Consider the following 17116-nt stretch of genomic DNA (forward strand, 5'->3'; position numbering starts at 1 on the left):
TATTCCCGTATTATAATTGAAAAGGCGCGGATCGCAAACAGACTATACAGAGGCGTTACAATACAGTATTCTACAGGAGAATTCCTTTTCTTACTGCCGGATCTGGAATAGAAGAAGAGATACATTCTGTAGCCTTGTAATAGTACATGTAACAGCAAAAAATAGGAGATGCGTCCTACCAAATTGAATACTGTCGTTTCATCTGATATGGTAGCGGTGGGAAGATATTATCTATCCAATCTATAATAGAGAATCCCACCGATGTCGTCCAGTGCCTTTAGGAGGACAATGAATGAGTACGTCCCTCAAACACCTGGGAAAATATGAGTTGCAACAATTGCTGGGGAAGGGGAACGTTGGCGAGGTCTGGAAGGGATACGATACCCAGCTTCACCGTGATGTAGCCATCAAAATACTCCATACTGATCTACAGTCCGATCCTCATTTTCTGACCCGCTTCACCACCGATGGTCAGGAAATGACCTCGTTACAACACTCAAATATCGTCCAGGTCCACGAAGTCAATGTCTCCCGTGCCTCTCAATCGAATGAAATCCTTGCCTATCTGGTCATGGATTATATCGAAGGTCGCACGCTGCATGATTATTTGCAACGGACTTCACACAAAGGAGCATTTCCTTCCATCGCACAGATCATCTATCTTTTCACCAGTATAGGTGTCGCGATTGATTATGCTCATCAGAAAGGAATTGTGCACGGCAATATCAAGCCGGGCAACATTCTCCTGAACAAACATAACACCTCTCAGTTTACGGCAGGTGAGCCGATGCTGACAGATTGCGGCTTTACACGCTTCCTGGGTAACAACAATAATACAGTTATTTCGCCACATTACATGTCACCAGAACAGGCGCGCGGTGAGGCACCAAACAATCGCAGCGATATTTATGCCCTCGGCGTCATGCTCTATGAGATTTGTACAGGCGTGCTGCCCTTCCGCGACGAGAGTTCTGTTGCCGTCATGATGCAGCATATCAACACGCTGCCTACGCCCCCTATTTTGATCAATCCCAATATCCCGCCAGCACTCTCCGAGGTTATTTTAAGAGCAATGGCAAAAGACACGGCCACCCGCTTCCCAATGGCATCACTGCTGGCAACAGCTATCGCCGACGCTTGCTCGATCCAGCCAAACACCCATATCGCACTGGGTCAGGCCGGCGCATTTGAGGACGAAAGTTCGGCTCCAACATCTGGCCCCCTGCAAAGTTCGATACTGGGCGTCGCCGGCCCGGTGCCGCAGCCTCGCACCGCAAAATTGCCAGTGGTCCACCCGGATGTCCAGAACCCACCCGCAGCATCTCAGAAGATACGCCCAAACACCTCCTCGTCTATCTCCATCGTCTCCGGTCAGCTGCCACGCGTCACCGTACCAATACCCGCGACACCTTTGCCCACCAACAAAATGCCAGCGATCTCCCAGACAGGAAAGATGTCTATCCCATCGGGATCATTGCCGGCCCCTATCCCATCGCAGCCGCTCACAATCCACCAGGTATCGCCATCTTTTAGCCGACCGCTCCCTGCGGTGATTCCTTCGACCCCTCCACCTCAACTAACAGCGCCACAACCAGAGGTGCGCAGACGGACACGCTTCATCGATGCCCCGGTCTATGTCGTGACCGCCGCGCTAGTCCTTGTGCTCATCGTCCTCGGCAGTGCCATCGGTACGCTGCTCGCGCTCAAATCAGGCGCACCATCTCAAGCGACCACCAAACCGCTCATCGGCAATGTGTACTTCCAGGATGATGCGCTTGGACACAATAATACGTTGCGTATCCAGATGCAAAATGTACCCGCTCTGGCTCAGGGCAAAAGCTATTTCGCCTGGATGCAAGATGCGCAAAACCACACAATCGCGTTGGGACAACTGCCACCTCCCCAGAACGGCACACTCTCCTTCTCCTATCCTGGCGACGCGAAACATACCAACCTGCTCCTCGATACTCAGAGCATCTTTCTCACGCAGGAAAACACAGACAGCAATCCAACGGCCCCTGTAGGCGACAAAGTATATCAGGCCACGCTCGACACCCCATCGTTCCCCGAAGTCAAGAATATCCTCGCCGCCACGCCCGAATTACCCAATAATCAGAGCGTAATCGTAACGCTGTTTGAGTCTATCAAATCCATCAACGATAAGGCCAATAGTATCGTCGATTCCCTGCAAGGCACCCACGATTACAATCTGGCACGGCGGCAGGCTGTACGCATTATCGAGACTGTTGATGGCACAACCTATGCCCGTAGTAACGGCGACCTCCCGGCTAAAGAACAGAGCTTACTTAACACCCATATAGGTCTGCTCTCCTCTCCAAATCAGCGCGGCTATATCGATATTTTATCGCTCCACGTCGCACAGGTGAAACAGAACGCCGGGAAAGACGCAGCATTACTTCAACATGTACAAAATGTAGAAAATGCGATTACCGACCTCAAGGATTGGGTCCAAAAAATGCGGACCTACGCCGTCTATATAGTGAAGGCTGCTGCCTTGACTGATCCAGCGATTATCGGTGTAGCTCTCCAACTCAAAAAAGCGGCAGCCGATTCTTATACCGGACGCACAATACCGCCCAATAATGGACCACAGCCGATTCTTGGATCTGCTGGTGCATATCAGGCATATATTGAATGTCAGTATATGGCAGCGCTCACATTAGAAAAGGTCTGATCTACCAGTAACCAGTCAACGTATGGAGAAGTAACGGGTCAAAATAAGGCATGGAAGCGCGTCATTGCTAAAGGCAGCGTTTCCATGTCGCTTTTTCTCGTGAAGCGATTTGTGATCTAGCTCATTGACACGAGGGCCATTTTCAGAAACAATTTGTACAGAACGCACATCGCCAGGGTGTATCATAGTATAGTATGCTGTGTACTTTGCATGTGTTCTGACCCAATCAGGCATATCTTTCTCATCATTGCAAAGTACCATGAAAATATCTGCATCTTCTTACATTCGAGAGGTTTGAGCAGAGAAACGAGGAGCCGATGAGCGCAAGTCAAAGTAATCCGGGGCAATACGAGTTGCAAGAATGCCTGACCCGTGATCCCATCAGCGAGGTCTGGAAAGCTTTTGACACTCAACAGCGCCGTTACGTCGCTGTCAAAATCTTGTACCTGAATACACAGCAAACCCAGACTATTCCCGACATCTTTCCGCGTTTCTTGCAGGAGGCTCACAATCTGACATCATTGCGCCATCCCAGTATCGCTCCAATCCTTGATGTTCAGGTCTTTCAGGGTCCAGATGGGGTCACCCATACCGCACGCGTCGTGATGGAATATATCGAGGGCCAATCGCTGGCGGACTACCTGCAAGCGACCTCACATGCCGGAAAAATCGTTCCCCCTCAAGATATCATCCGTATTCTGGCCCCCATCGCCACTGCAATTGATTATGCGCATCAGCAAGGAGTGATTCATGGAGCGTTACGCCCATCCTCTATCCTGCTCGACAAACGCAACCCATCGTTACCACTGGGCGAGGCAAAGCTCGTCGGCTTCGGTACGAACACCGTTCAATCCCCACTGACACTTCCTTTAAAGGACGTATACTATATTTCTCCCGAACGCGCTCAGGGTCATACAGAAAACGCCCGCAGCGATATCTATTCTCTGGGCGTTATTCTCTATGAGATGTGTACTGGCACCCGTCCCTTTGAAGGCGAGACGCCAACTGAAGTGATGATGCAGCATATACATGCCACACCTACCTCTCCGGCGCTAATCAATCCTCACATCTTGCCAGCGCTTACCGCAGTGATTATGCGCAGCCTGTCCAAAGATCCAACCGCTCGTCACCCTTCAGCGTCCGCGCTGCTCATAGCAGTTACCAAAGCATTCAACATCCCGGCACAGGATCTTCTCAGTCAATCTGGCACGTTGATGGGGACCACGCTCAATATCGCCATGCTGAACGCTACCGCCGCGTCTCTGGACCCGATGAACAGTCCAACCTATCTCAGCCCTTTGCCACAGGCGCTACAGGGCAGCGGAATACTCCCAGCTCTCACAAATCAGCAGGCAATCGCACAGACGCCGCCATCGCGCGTCCCGAACCCGGCAACACCATATCCGCCCATCAACACTGGCGGCATACCAACCATCACGGCTGGCACACAAGGGTTCCAGCAACCTCAGTGGTCGCAGCCCTATCCCGCTGTCCCAACTGGCCCCATCAGCTATTCAGGCCTGTCGGGTCCAATACCACAGCAGCAACAGGCTTCAGCGCCTATGCAGCAGGTAGCACCACCACCTGCACGCAAATCCAACAAAACGTGGCTTATCATCGCCAGCGCGCTCTTGCTGCTGCTCGTCGTTGGCTCTACCCTGGCCTACCTCTACCTGAATATGCATGGCCCATTGGCAGCCGGCGTACCTGTTGTTGGACACGTTTACTTTGTCAATAGCGGTCAGCTCCACGAAAATACAACAAAAGGGATCACAGATCGCTTGCAGGTGGTCTTGAACAATATCCCCGAGCCGCAACCCAACAAACAATATTACATCTGGCTGCTAAACGACTCCGATAGCAGAACTGATATCTCGCCAATCTTGCTTGGTGCATCAACGCATGGTGGCCGTATCAACGCTTTCTATCCAGGCGATGCCGCTCACACCAACCTGTTGGAAAACTACAGCCGTATCCTCGTCACGGAAGAGGATGCGCAGAATCCTCCGAATAATCCATCGCTGGATACCCAGACCTGGAAATATTCGGCTGCATTCTCACAAGTGAAAACGGGCAATCCACCTGCGTCTCTGCTTGATCATTTGCGTCACCTGATGGCACAAGATCCCAAGCTGAAGGCGGTAGGTCTGACTGGCGGCCTCGATATGTGGCTCTTCCATAATACTCAGAAAGTTCTCGAAGAGGCTGGCAGTATTCGCGACGCTCAGGGCGCGAAAAAATACTCAATTCATGCGCCGCCAGCTCATACGCATGCTCGATTACCTGGATGGATCGCAATACGTACAGACAGAGAAACTGCCGCCCGATCTTCCACCGATCATGATCGATAAGAATCAGGCACGGGTAGCTCTGCTAGAGTTCGACCCGCAGAGCCAGAATCCTCCGGGCTATCTGACGCATATCGGCAACCACTTACGCGAAATTGTTGTTTCGCCCGGCGTCACCCCGGAACAGAAGGCGCTGGCAATCCGCATCAATAAAGCGCTCAACAATGTCCAGGCATGGCTGGAGAAGGTGCATAGCGACGCGGCACAATTAATCCAAATGACGCCACAGCAGTTGCTCGCCCCCGAAACCACCAGGCTACTTGACGATCTGTTTACCCAGGCTAACAACGCCTTTGTCGGCCAGACTGATCCCAATACCGATCAGGTAAAAGAGGGAGTGGTGCAAATCCACTACAGCGTCCAGGGATTGGCAACGTTCGACGTTCAACCATACTCAGCATCGTAATACGCAGATCATGTTGCTGGAGAGAGGCCCGACAGCAGGCTTCTCCTCCTGAGCTTCCTGATGTTTCAAAGAAAAGAGAAACGCTACTATGAGTACTACGCCAAAACGTCTGGGAAAATATGAACTGCTCGAACGCTTAGGGCATGGCGGCGTTGCAGAGGTCTGGAAAGCTTTTGATACACAGCTCCAGCGCTTTGTAGCAATTAAACTGCTGCATCCCGATTTGCGCGATGACCCCAACTTCGTTGAACGCTTCAGGCGTGAAGCTCAGTTGATCGCCTCACTGCATCATCCCAATATTGTACAGATCCACGATTTTCAGCTCTATCAACCCGATGAGGAGCAAAAGGAAGAAGAAACTCCTATCGCCTATATGGTGATGGATTATGTCGAAGGGCAAACCCTGGCGAACTATATCCATAATACCTCTAGCAAGGGTACTTTTCCCTCGCCTGAACAGATCGTCAATCTCTTCACGTCTATCAGCCTTGCTATCGATTACGCACATAAAAAGGGGATGATTCACCGGGACATTAAACCTGCCAATATCCTGCTCGATCAGCGCAACACGAGCCACAATCCGATGGGCGAACCGATTTTAACCGATTTCGGTGTGGCTCGCATGCTTAGCGCTACCAGCAATACATTAAGTGGTACGCTGCTTGGCACACCTCTCTATATCTCCCCGGAGCAGGCAAAAGGCTATCCAGGCAACGAACGCAGCGACCTCTATTCGCTGGGCGTCATTCTCTACGAAATGGTCACAGGAACACCGCCTTTTCGGGGCGATACTGCTCTGGAAGTGATCAGTCAACATGTCCACGCCACACCTACCGCACCGGCCCTGATCAATCCGGCCATCCCGCCTGCGCTCTCCGCTGTGCTGCAACGCAGTCTGGCAAAAGATCCCTCAGCCCGCTTTCCCAGCGCGGCGGCATTGACGGTGGGTATTACAGATGCATTTCAATTGCCAGTGCCAGAGGGTCTCGCACACGCTGCCTCTTCATCTGATATGAATGAGACTCCGACGCTGTTTCAGGAGCTTCCTGCCAACAACACGCCGATCCAGGCTGGCCCATCCAGTCAGCCCGGCATCTCTCGCCCTATCAGTCAGCCCGGCTTTTCTGGCACCCCCAGCCAGCCTGGTTTCTCAAATCCATCCAGTCAGCCCGGCTTTTCCAGACCTATCAGCCAACCTGGTCTCTCCGGGCCATCCAGCCAGCCTGGTTTTTCCAGACCTATCAGCCAACCTGGTATCGCCAATCCCAGCCAGCCCGGTTTCTCTGGTCCTATCAGCCAACCTGGTCTCTCCGGGCCTGTGAGTCAGCCGGGTCTCTCAACGCCCAGCCAATCGGGGTTCACACCGATCATGATACATCCCACCCCTACCGCTGCCCCGCCGCTGCCGGCGGCACCACCACCGAAAAAGACGCGCCCACTCTGGCCGTATCTCGTTCTGGTCGGCGTGGTGTTGGTAGCAGTAATTGGTGCTGGCATAGGTGCCATTCTCTATCTGCCAGGATTTCAAAAACAGGGAGCGGCACCAAATCCAGTGGCAGGGCGTGCCTTCTACCTCAGCAGCGGTCAGATCACTCCTACCAGCGCTCAAGGTATCGCCGACCAATTCCAGATGGACCTGGAAAACATCCCGGCTCCCGCTGCTGGGAACAGCTATTCGCTCTGGCTGCTTGGGGACAGGGTGCCGGAGCCGGGTGCGGACCTGCTTGGTGGCATCAGCACACGACCTGTCAAACCACCGATCTTACTCACCAACAACCTGCCGCTCGTCAACGGCACGATCCATTACCATTACAGTGGCGATGCCCAGCATAACAATTTGATTTCCGCTACCAGCCGCCTGCTCATCACAGAGGGGCCGAGCGGAGAGACACCAAGCCAACCACCAACCGACCGCAGTAAGTGGCGCTACTACGCGGAGATTCCACAGGAACAACTCCCGCCTCCAGCTGGCCCTGGCTTCAGCGCCCTGGTTCATATTCGCCACTTGTTTTATAATGAAACCAATATTCGTGCGCTTGGCCTCCCCGGAGGACTCGATCACTGGATCTTCAAAAATTCTGAGAAGTTATTGGAACTCTCTGTCAGTGCGCGCGACGACTGGCACGGGCAGGCAACCACCGCCAGCGACGTAGGCCTGATGCGCGATCTGTTTATCCGCATCATCGATTACCTCGATGGCACAACCAATCTGAGCAATGATGTCCCGCCCGGCACTCCTGTCCTCGTCGGTACCGATGCCAGGATCGGATTAATTACGGTCGATTTAAACTACCAGAACAACCATCTGGATACCGACCCGCCCGGCTACGTCGATCACATCCAACTACACGTCGGACAAGCGGCCAAAGCTCCCGATGCCACTCCGCAGATGCGCGATACAGGTGCACGCATCATTGACGCGATGACGAATGCAAAAACATGGCTGCTCGATATGCGTAAGATTGATCTGGCCTTGATTAAGATCATGAACAATCCAAATGCGATGAAAGATCCTGCCGTAGGCGCAATGCTGGATGATATGGTGACGCTGGCAACCTACGCCTACATCGGGAAACTAGATCCTGTGACCAATCAGATCCAGGGGGGCGTTCTACAAGCCCACTACGCTATCCAGCAATTGGCAGCGTATACCGTTACAACCAACCTGCCAAAGAGCTTGTAGCCAATCACATAGCAAAGACCGGAGAAGGCATGAGTACTGGACCACGACGCCTGGGAAAATATGAGTTGCAAAAACGCCTGGCGCATGGAGGTATGGGCGAGGTCTGGAAGGCCCATGATACGCAACTTGACCGCTATGTAGCGATTAAGCTGCTGCGGACAGATGTACAGGATAATCCAGAGTTTGCAACGCGCTTCGAGCAAGAGGCGCGTTTCATTGCTGCCCTGCGCCATCCAAATATTGTGCAAATTCACGATTTCAGCATCTCAGAGCCGCCCGAGTCCGAAATCCCCACGGCCTACATCGTCATGGATTTTGTCGAGGGGCAAACCTTAGCCGATTATATTCGCAGCACCTCGAAGAAAGGCAACTTCCCGCCCGCCTCCGATCTCATCTACATCTTTACCGCCATCAGCAGCGCCCTGGATTACGCTCATCGCGAGGGCAAGATTCACCGGGACATCAAACCTGCCAATATCCTGCTCGATCAGCGCCTCCCTAGCGCTCGCGCGATGGGTGAACCAACCTTGATCGATTTTGGGATCGCCCGTTTACAGGGTGTCGCCAGCGGCACCGCTGTTGGTTCGCTGCTCGGCACGCCGCTCTACATCTCACCGGAACAGGCTCAGGGATTGCATGGAGACCATCGCAGCGATCTTTATTCGCTGGGCATTATCCTCTACGAGATGATGACAGGTGTTACGCCGTTTCGTGGTGATACGACAATGGCAATCCTGGTACAGCATTTAAATGATGCACCAACACCACCTGAATTTATCAATCCCTCTATCTCGCCCGAACTCTCTGCGATCATTCTCAAGACGATTGCAAAGAAAGCTGATGATCGTTTTCCCAGCGCGTCGGCGATGACGATTGCCCTGGCCCAGGCGCTCCATGTACCAGTTCCGGCCAAGCTCTTACCATCCTCAGAACGCCTGCCACCTTCTTCGTCTCAGGGCCAGCCGTACTCGTCGCCATCGCGTCAATCTGGCTCATATACACCCAATCCGCCCACACCCGTACGCGACCCAATCCAATCGCCTGTGAGCAACTTTCAAGCTAACCCGATGACGCCGCCTGACTTGCTCACCAATACATCGCTTGCCCCCCCATCAGCGTCATCTGGTCAGGAATATAGATATGAATCAACCTATATGCAAGGCTGGCAGTTCCCGCAACAGTCGGTGCAAACACAATCAAAGCAACCAGGCAAAAACCGCTGGCTGCTGCTCACCTTTGCCCTTATGCTACTCTTAGGACTGGTTGGTGCCGGCTTCTGGGCCTTTGTCTTGCCCTCACAAAATGGCTCGTCAACAGGCGGCGGACCAGCGGCAGTGGGACAATTGCAGTTCTCGCATAGCCCGCAAGCCACCAATAACGCGTACGATCAGTTGCAAATTACATTACAGAACATTCCAGATCCGCCAGCCGGGCGCACATACTACGCCTGGATACAGGCACCTGCGAACGAAACAGAGGCTCCTCACTGGAAGCTTAACGTGCAAAATGGCAACATTCAACAAACAGTAACTTATCCGAAAAATCTGCTTATTGCCAATGCCCTGTTCATCGTAACGGCTGAAGATAGCAGAACGCCGCCCATCGTGGCTTATACCGGGCATGATCAGCGCTTTTTCTATACTCGAATCACATCAACGAGCACTCAAACCTTCACAGTTCAGAAATGCCCTGAAGACCCATCGTCTCAAGCCTGCGTGGGGTGACGAAATAAGCCAAGAATGTATGTCTCATAAACTACTACTTACGGCGCTGCGCCACGTTCTCTTCAGTAGTGCCACTCGTGACTAGTTCATACAGCGTAGCCTGGCCCTCCTTTGGGCGCAGGACGCGGCCCAGGCGCTGAATATATTCACGCTTTGTGCTGTTGCCGCTCACGATAATCGCCACCCGACAGTCTGGCACATCCACGCCCTCATTCAGCACGCGACCAGTTACCAGCTTACTATACTGGCCCATGCGAAAGCGATCCAGAATGATGCGTCGCTCTTCAGCTGGCGTTTTATAGGTGATACTTGGCAGGCAAAAGCGGCGGCTGATCTCATCCACGACATAGTTATACTCAGAGAAAAGGATCACCTGATCGGCGGCGTGACGGCGCAAAATCTGCTCAATTTCAGCATATTTGCCGGGCGCATTCATGGCAATATTGCGGGCCTCTCTCCAGGCGAGCATAGCGGCGCGTGCATCTGGATCGCGCGCGCTCATATAGATCACTTTTTGCTGAAAATCTTCCGGGCTGCGAATGACGATACGACGCCGCTGCAAAAATGAGCGATAGATACGCCGCTGCTCAGCATAGCGCTCCTCGTCCTCACTTGCCAGCGCCACATCAACGCGTACCTCCTGATATTGTGCCAGATAACGCCCCTCGGTCAGTTCTGCGGGAGAGCGTCGATAAACCTCCAGGCCGATCAACTCATCCAGGTCGGCATGTGCCATATCGCTGCGCTCAGGCGTCGCACTCAAGCCCAGCCGCAATGGTGTAAAGGCGCTTTCCGCTATCAGCCGATAGGTCGGAGCTGGGAGATGATGGCATTCGTCGAAAATCAGCAGCCCAAAGTTGCGCAACTCGCGCGGATACAGTGCTGCCGAGTCATAAGTGATAATCGTAATCGGCTTCAAGTCCTTCTCGCCACCACCAAACAGACCAATCTGCTCGGCGTCGAGAGACAGGGCAGCTGACAAAGCAACTCGCCACTGCTGCAAAAGATCAATCGTCGGCACCACCGCCAGCGTCCACAGTCCTGTCTCATGAATCGCCATTGCCGCCGTAAAGGTCTTCCCTGCACCTGTTGGTAGCACGACAACCCCGGCGCTCCCTTCAGCCAGCCAGCTCCCCAGCGCCTCCTGTTGATATGGCCGCGCCTCCATCGCCAGCGCAGTAGGAAATGGCAGTGCTGGCCGCTCATCAAACGCAACAGTGAAGGGCGTCTCTTGCAGACGTAATGCTCGCTTAATAGTGCTGAAGTGGATTGGCTGTGTACGCAAAAAGCGTTGCCGCCGATCTACTGCGATGCTTGAACGAATCGACGTAGGCAGATGGTTACCGAAAAGCTGGTTGAGCATTGCAGGAAAGGCAAGGGACTCATATTCGGTTGATGGCACGATAATCAAGTCGCGCCCACGCAGTTCCAGCGTCGTATCAGACATAGATCACTCACTACTCACATAGTATGGTTAATGTGGCAAGAGATGTTTATCTCGAAAATAGATTACCTGCTCTTGCATTCTTTTTGATACCATCACAGATGGAAAATGCTCTGGACGGCAACGTCCACACTCATCACAACGATACCCAGGCTGATCACCGAGAAACGTTGTCAAATACTCCATAAAGCAACCATCACAAGAAGCATATTCCTGGATTGCATTTAGCTCATATAATTTCTTTTCATAAAGAATATCATATTCAGTAAACGAAGGAGATCCTGGCCGATTGAGAGCAATATAGCGCCGTTCAATCCCTCTCACTACAAAACGCTGCTCGATCAAAGCTGCCAGGATATTTCGTACCACTTTTCGAGAGCATCCCGTACGTCCCATAATCTCCGGTTCATGTAATCCTTCAGATGTTGTCTGTAAAAGGGATAAGACATGCTCATACTGGCTATATTCTGGTTTCGCGGCGCGAATAAAATGTTCCTGTATCGCTATGTCAGCCGGATCATACAAAAGAATACACCAGGAAACCTTGCCGTCGCGTCCGGCTCTCCCCATCTCTTGATAATAGTGAATAGGGGAGGAAGGCATCTGATAGTGAATCACAAAGCGGATATTACTCTTATCAATACCCATCCCAAGCGCATTGGTAGAACATATCACCTTATACTGATCTTGCATAAATTTTTGTTCGATATCCAACCGCGTAGGCTCATCACGACCCGCATGATAATACTCAGCAACAAAACCCAGATGTTGTAAAAATGCAGAGACCATCTCCGCATCCCTCTTAGTGGCGGTATAAACGATGCCGGAACCTAGAGCATGAGGAAGAGTCTCACCTAAATAGGCCAGCTTCTCTTCCTCTCCCTGCACATAAACAACATTCAAATAGAGATTTGAGCGCAACATGGTCCCACGCACCACGACAACACCTGCTCCCATTTGCTGAAGAATATCTTGCTCTACCCGTCGATTGGCGGTGGCAGTCAGCGCTAATACAGGTGTCTGGCGAGGTATCGCGTTGAGAAGCGTCACAATACGACGATAATCGGGGCGAAAATCATGTCCCCAGGTTGAAATACAATGCGCTTCATCGATGACTATCATGCTGACCAGCATACGGGGAATATACTGTTGCCAGAGCATATTACTCAACCGCTCTGGTGCAATAAATAACAGCTTCAACTTCCCAGAAGCCGCTCGCTCTAATGTCACTTCATTTTCGCCCTGGCTAAACTCTGAGCTAACAATAGCAGAGGGGATGCCATAGGCCGTATTGCACCGTTCGCATTGATCGCGCATAAGTGCTTTCAAAGGAGAGAAGATAATTGTGAGATGCGGATAATACAGGCTCGCCATCTGATAACAGAGCGATTTTCCCCAACCTGTCCGTTGAATAGCAAGGACACGCTTGCCCTGCACGAGTTGCTCAATAATAGTGCGTTGATCATTATGAAATCCGCCTGAGATACGAAAACGCTCTACTAATAGCTTTTCCGGCGGGTATTGCTGCCACTCAAATACCATCTCCAAAACATCCTCCAAACATGCAATACTTCTATCCTTACGCTTACCATCCTTCAATTCGAGATTGTATCTATCCTATAGAATACATGTCAATCGTTTATTACCATTTTTCATTTTTCATTACAAAATTGTAATATATTATTTTTTACACAAGTAAAGCAGATTTTGCCACTTCTTCCCAACTTATCTTCCCATTTTTCAAGTCAGGTGCTATGCGATTTAAAGATCAATATATTTCAACTTATACATTTATGTAATAATGATATTTTTATAAAAATACACAATATTTTAATTAGTTCCTAATATAAAATATGTTATACTTTATAAAGATATTTCAAGGCAATAAGAAGTGTTTTTAGATAGAGGTTACCAAGCAGATTTATTCCCTTTAGTCCTCTCCTCTCGTCACTAACAACAAATCATTGCTGGACCAAATAGGACCAGCAATGATTTGTTGCAGGCTTTTCTGCTAGCACCAGACGAGAATCTCATTCAACGTTGCCTGTACATGTGGCAACAATTGTGGTGCCAGAGATGGTGACTCATGGACAAACGACAACTGAGCAAAACCAGGAGCAAGCAATTGGAAATACAGGCTGCACAGCAATTGCTTGGTGTTGTGGCGCGCACATGTCTCCGTCTCGCTGCGAACAATCTTCATTAGCTCGCCGCTCTCAAAATCTGCATTCAACGCCGTTCTCCCTTGAGGATGGATCAATTGCTGTAGCCACTCAACAAAAAATGCGAGGGGCAGGATATCGCGCTGCAATACCCCTATCACGGTCCGCGTGAGCCGCTCTTCTTCACTATAGAGATAGACATGTGCAACCGGTTCGCTGATCTTAGCAGCAACCGCATCCATTATGCGTTCCAGATCATGAGCCTCTATCAAGGGATGCAGGGCAAACGCGAAGAGGTAATCTGCACTATGGGCAATTGTATGCAGCCATCCCTTTTCGTTATCGTAGCCGCGCAGATCCTTCTCAAGCGCAAGATGCGCCAATGCACCCCCCAATAGCTGCTTCACCAAACTTTTCTCAAGCCAACGCTGCCTGCCATCTTCGTAGATAATAGACGTGAGCGTCAACAGTGAGTAAGACCGTAGCAACACTGTATCCGTTCCCTGCTCACCCAGACCTTTTGTGAGATTGTGTGATAACTGCATCGCCATATTGCTGAGGTCATTGCTAGCATAGTAGCCACGACTGATCCAGGCATCAAGGATAGGATACACAAGCTCCTCTCTGAACGCCCGCTCTATCGATCCTAACTGTATAAGTAGTTCTGAGGTCAGCACTGCAAGCGAATATCCAGTAGGTACAGCATAATCATTATCCGCTATGCTCTGCCAGAACATTCTGTCCATACATGCTCCTTTGTTAGCATTAGCCTTTCTTACCGGCGATTATATATTGAAAGCGCATCGTTTCGTGAATGCCATCTGGCCGTGCATCTTGCGACAGTCGAGCCAAAACTTCTGCTTTAAATTGCGCTAACACCTGGGGAGTCATCTGTTCGAGCGAATAGCGTGGCCCATGCGTCCAGCGCGAATCCCACCACTCCTGGGCATCCGCATAGATAAATTCTGCCTGCTCCTGTATCACTTGCACACCGACAAAACCAGCCAGAGTGAGATATTCGGGAAGAGCTGCATAGTCGCCGCCCTTGCCCACACCAACCCCCAGAGGAATGTGATAGCGCTGGTGATAGGCGGTAAGATGCTCACCATACCAGCGAGAGAACGAAGCAAGATCTTGCGCCACAGTAATTCCCAACCTCCCGCCAGGGCGCAATACGCGCAGGAATTCAGCTAATGCCCGTTCCAGATGAGGGAAAAAGAAGATTGCAAATCCACACAGCACATAATCAAATGAGGCATCGGAAAAGACCAGATGTTCAGCATCCATCTGGCGAATAGCGGCTTGCGACAGCTTGCGGCGCTCGATCTCTACGGCAGTCTCCCTCACCATCCCCAGAGCCAGGTCAACGCCCATCGCCATACCTTGAGGCCCAACGACTTCCGCTGCTGCAAACAGATTGGCTCCTCTGCCAGTTGCAACATCAAGCACCTGTGCACTTTCCGTCACGCCAGTATGCTCTACGAGATGCCGTCCTGCATACGCAAAATAGTTCGGCCCGACCTGTCCATAGACTGAAGCGACCCGATGATATAGATCTGCAATGCGCTCTTTCCGCGCTTTATGTTCGGCTTCACTGTCACTCACAGCACTATCCTTTCTAGTTATGAAATACTATCTGTTATCCCCATCTCCGTGAATAGTGCCACGCTCAAGACGGGAAAAGAGCTTCTCAAGATTGGAGGCTGCCACCTCTTCCAGGGTAAGGTCCAGTTCGGTGCAGATCTGCGTAAGATACCAGAGAACATCGCCCAGTTCGTATTTCAGCGCCTCGCGATCCGCATCAGAGATCTTCCCGCCCTTATCGCGAAAAATCTTTTTGATCTTTCCCGCCACCTCTCCAGCTTCATTGACCAGCCCAAGCGTTGGATACACAATCGGACTGTTTGTTGCAACCTCTCCCCATGTCTTGCGAGACTCGCGTTGATATTCATGAAATTCGTGGATATCCATATACACTGCTCTCCATACTCAAATAAAAATAGATCAGCGCGTTAATGCGCTGATCTATTCTACTCTTCCAGTAATGGCAAAAACAACAGGATATTTCAGGCATGCGGTATCATCGGAATAAACCCTGCAAACAGGCCCAACATAAAAACGGCGGTGCCGAGAAAAGAGACTCCCAGGCCAACGATAGAAGCACAGAATACGCCGGGACGGAGAGGCAATACCTCTGCCAGCTCAGGGGCAGCCGGATCATAGATCACCGGAATCTGCGTCCCTATCCTCACGCTGGCAAACGTTCTTACTACCGCCTGTTTCAGCGCACCCGTTTGCGTCCTGAAGCGAACGGCGGTCACGGTCGCGCTGGTTCCATCGGCATTGCGGGCCGTTTGCATCTCTAACACATTGCCAAGAACAGTCACTCCAACCACTTCCAACCGCTTCAGGGCGGCAAAGCGGCGCATCCCGTACCCTATGATCAATATGCCAACTGCGATAACAGGCAGACAACTTAGCAACATTCCAATATTGAACATAGCATATCTCTTTATTCTTGCCCCTATGACGGGCCATAAGCTTTATCATTTATTACAGGTAGCATAACAGAAGCAGGAAGAAATCACTATGAAGGGCAAGACAGAAAAGTTGTGAAATAGATGACAATGTTTGATCCAGGAAAATTGTGTTGAGGAGAAGAATGGCATGCGGCAAGGAGATGGTTTGCCGCACACCAGTTATTCGCGCTTTAAGCCTATACGCCGCTCCAATTCTTGCGCAACGGTATAGGGGTCACGCTCGCGGCGGGTGATATCTTCTATGAAGGTATCCCACTCTTCCTGAGTCACGCTAGCACTCAGAGATTTCATAACTGCCTGGATAACAAGTGTTTGCAGTTCGCTGCGCACCTGCCGTTGTGCTCGCAGAAGCCACGTCCCGCTCTCCTCTAAGGAGGCGCGATGCTGTTGAATAGCATCAACCACCTCCGCAATGCCCTGCCCCTTCAACGCTGAGGTCTTGAGAATTGGTACGCGCCATGCCACTTGCTTGCGCTTCGGATCGAGACTCAGAAGCATTGCCAGTTCCGCAACGGTCTGGTTGGCTCCGGGCCTATCCATCTTGCTAACAATAAACAGGTCGGCAATCTCAAGAATACCCGCTTTGATGGCCTGAATATCATCGCCCATGCCAGGAGCCACCACGACCAGCACGGTCTGCGCCGTCCGCATAACCTCCACTTCGGCCTGTCCTGTGCCAACCGTCTCAATAATGATCGGATCATAGCCAGCCGCGTCCATCGCGCGCACCACATCACGAGTTGAGGCTGCCAGCCCACCCAGATTGCCACGACTCGCCATGCTGCGAATGAAAATGTTGGGATCGCCAGCCAGTTCCATCATGCGAATACGGTCGCCGAGGATCGCACCGCCCGTGAAAGGGCTGGTCGGATCAACCGCCACCACGCCGACCTTGCGCTCACGATTACGCAACTCACGTACCAGCCGCGTGACAAGTGTGCTTTTGCCAGCTCCGGGTGCCCCGGTGACGCCGAGGATATGCGCGTTCCCGGTATGTTGATGCAGTTCCGCCAGATATTGCCGGGCCTGGGGGATTTCGTTTTCAATCAGCGTCACCATGCGAGCCAGTGCGCGACGATCGCCCTGTAAAAGACGCTCTATAATATTTTGCAAG

General features: G+C 51.6%; 12 protein-coding genes. 5 read left to right on the forward strand and 7 right to left on the reverse strand.

Annotation, left to right across the window (positions count from 1 at the left end; all coding sequences use genetic code 11):
• The first annotated feature begins 292 nt into the window (after nt 1–292).
• From K3T83_RS11290 to K3T83_RS11310, 5 genes are all read left to right on the forward strand, one after another.
• Complete coding sequence (locus K3T83_RS11290; RefSeq protein WP_220203073.1) at nt 293–2695, forward strand: serine/threonine protein kinase; 2403 nt, start codon at nt 293–295, stop codon at nt 2693–2695.
• Nucleotides 2696–3012: 317 nt separating this feature from the next.
• The gene (locus K3T83_RS11295; protein ID WP_220203074.1) at nt 3013–5046 is read left to right on the forward strand and encodes a serine/threonine protein kinase; all 2034 of its coding nucleotides are present in this window, start codon (nt 3013–3015) and stop codon (nt 5044–5046) included.
• Nucleotides 5036–5449 (forward strand): hypothetical protein, encoded by a 414-nt coding sequence (locus K3T83_RS11300; protein ID WP_220203075.1) that lies wholly within the window; start codon nt 5036–5038, stop codon nt 5447–5449. Before K3T83_RS11295 ends, K3T83_RS11300 begins: the two co-directional genes overlap by 11 nt.
• Nucleotides 5450–5537: 88 nt before the next feature.
• On the forward strand, nt 5538–8132 hold the full coding sequence (locus tag K3T83_RS11305; RefSeq protein WP_220203076.1) for a serine/threonine-protein kinase: 2595 nt from the start codon (nt 5538–5540) through the stop codon (nt 8130–8132).
• A 29-nt stretch (nt 8133–8161) separates the two neighbouring features.
• Nucleotides 8162–9856, forward strand: coding sequence for a serine/threonine protein kinase (locus K3T83_RS11310; RefSeq protein WP_220203077.1), 1695 nt, complete (start codon nt 8162–8164; stop codon nt 9854–9856).
• A gap of 34 nt (nt 9857–9890) precedes the next feature.
• On the opposite strand, the gene K3T83_RS11315 is transcribed toward K3T83_RS11310, so the two are convergent.
• The 7 genes from K3T83_RS11315 to meaB form a co-directional block, all read right to left on the reverse strand.
• Nucleotides 9891–11303: a DEAD/DEAH box helicase gene (locus tag K3T83_RS11315; protein ID WP_236064874.1), complete on the reverse strand. Its 1413-nt coding sequence runs from the start codon at nt 11301–11303 to the stop codon at nt 9891–9893.
• A gap of 27 nt (nt 11304–11330) precedes the next feature.
• Nucleotides 11331–12842 (reverse strand): RecQ family ATP-dependent DNA helicase, encoded by a 1512-nt coding sequence (locus K3T83_RS11320; protein WP_220203078.1) that lies wholly within the window; start codon nt 12840–12842, stop codon nt 11331–11333.
• A 469-nt stretch (nt 12843–13311) separates the two neighbouring features.
• On the reverse strand, nt 13312–14208 hold the full coding sequence (locus K3T83_RS11325; RefSeq protein WP_220203079.1) for a DUF2785 domain-containing protein: 897 nt from the start codon (nt 14206–14208) through the stop codon (nt 13312–13314).
• Nucleotides 14209–14227: 19 nt separating this feature from the next.
• Nucleotides 14228–15067, reverse strand: coding sequence for a class I SAM-dependent methyltransferase (locus K3T83_RS11330; RefSeq protein WP_220203080.1), 840 nt, complete (start codon nt 15065–15067; stop codon nt 14228–14230).
• A 27-nt stretch (nt 15068–15094) separates the two neighbouring features.
• A complete protein-coding gene (locus K3T83_RS11335) occupies nt 15095–15433 on the reverse strand; it encodes a nucleoside triphosphate pyrophosphohydrolase family protein (RefSeq protein ID WP_220203081.1) in 339 nt (112 codons plus the stop codon).
• A gap of 95 nt (nt 15434–15528) precedes the next feature.
• Nucleotides 15529–15963: a DUF3592 domain-containing protein gene (locus tag K3T83_RS11340; RefSeq protein ID WP_220203082.1), complete on the reverse strand. Its 435-nt coding sequence runs from the start codon at nt 15961–15963 to the stop codon at nt 15529–15531.
• 198 nt (nt 15964–16161) lie between these two features.
• The gene (gene meaB, locus K3T83_RS11345) at nt 16162–17115 is read right to left on the reverse strand and encodes a methylmalonyl Co-A mutase-associated GTPase MeaB (protein ID WP_220203083.1); all 954 of its coding nucleotides are present in this window, start codon (nt 17113–17115) and stop codon (nt 16162–16164) included.
• Nucleotide 17116: the final 1 nt, after the last annotated feature.

It is taken from the genome of Reticulibacter mediterranei (assembly GCF_016587455.1).

Excerpts from the sequence above, each read along its gene's own strand:
- K3T83_RS11320 (WP_220203078.1), bottom strand. The coding sequence starts at position 12,842 with ATGGTATTTGAGTGGCAGCAATACCCGCCGGAAAAGCTATTAGTAGAG.
- K3T83_RS11310 (WP_220203077.1), top strand. The coding sequence starts at position 8,162 with ATGAGTACTGGACCACGACGCCTGGGAAAATATGAGTTGCAAAAACGC.
- K3T83_RS11295 (WP_220203074.1), top strand. The coding sequence starts at position 3,013 with ATGAGCGCAAGTCAAAGTAATCCGGGGCAATACGAGTTGCAAGAATGC.
- K3T83_RS11315 (WP_236064874.1), bottom strand. The coding sequence starts at position 11,303 with ATGTCTGATACGACGCTGGAACTGCGTGGGCGCGACTTGATTATCGTG.
- K3T83_RS11325 (WP_220203079.1), bottom strand. The coding sequence starts at position 14,208 with ATGGACAGAATGTTCTGGCAGAGCATAGCGGATAATGATTATGCTGTA.
- K3T83_RS11290 (WP_220203073.1), top strand. The coding sequence starts at position 293 with ATGAGTACGTCCCTCAAACACCTGGGAAAATATGAGTTGCAACAATTG.
- K3T83_RS11305 (WP_220203076.1), top strand. The coding sequence starts at position 5,538 with ATGAGTACTACGCCAAAACGTCTGGGAAAATATGAACTGCTCGAACGC.
- K3T83_RS11335 (WP_220203081.1), bottom strand. The coding sequence starts at position 15,433 with ATGGATATCCACGAATTTCATGAATATCAACGCGAGTCTCGCAAGACA.
- K3T83_RS11340 (WP_220203082.1), bottom strand. The coding sequence starts at position 15,963 with ATGTTCAATATTGGAATGTTGCTAAGTTGTCTGCCTGTTATCGCAGTT.
- K3T83_RS11300 (WP_220203075.1), top strand. The coding sequence starts at position 5,036 with ATGATCGATAAGAATCAGGCACGGGTAGCTCTGCTAGAGTTCGACCCG.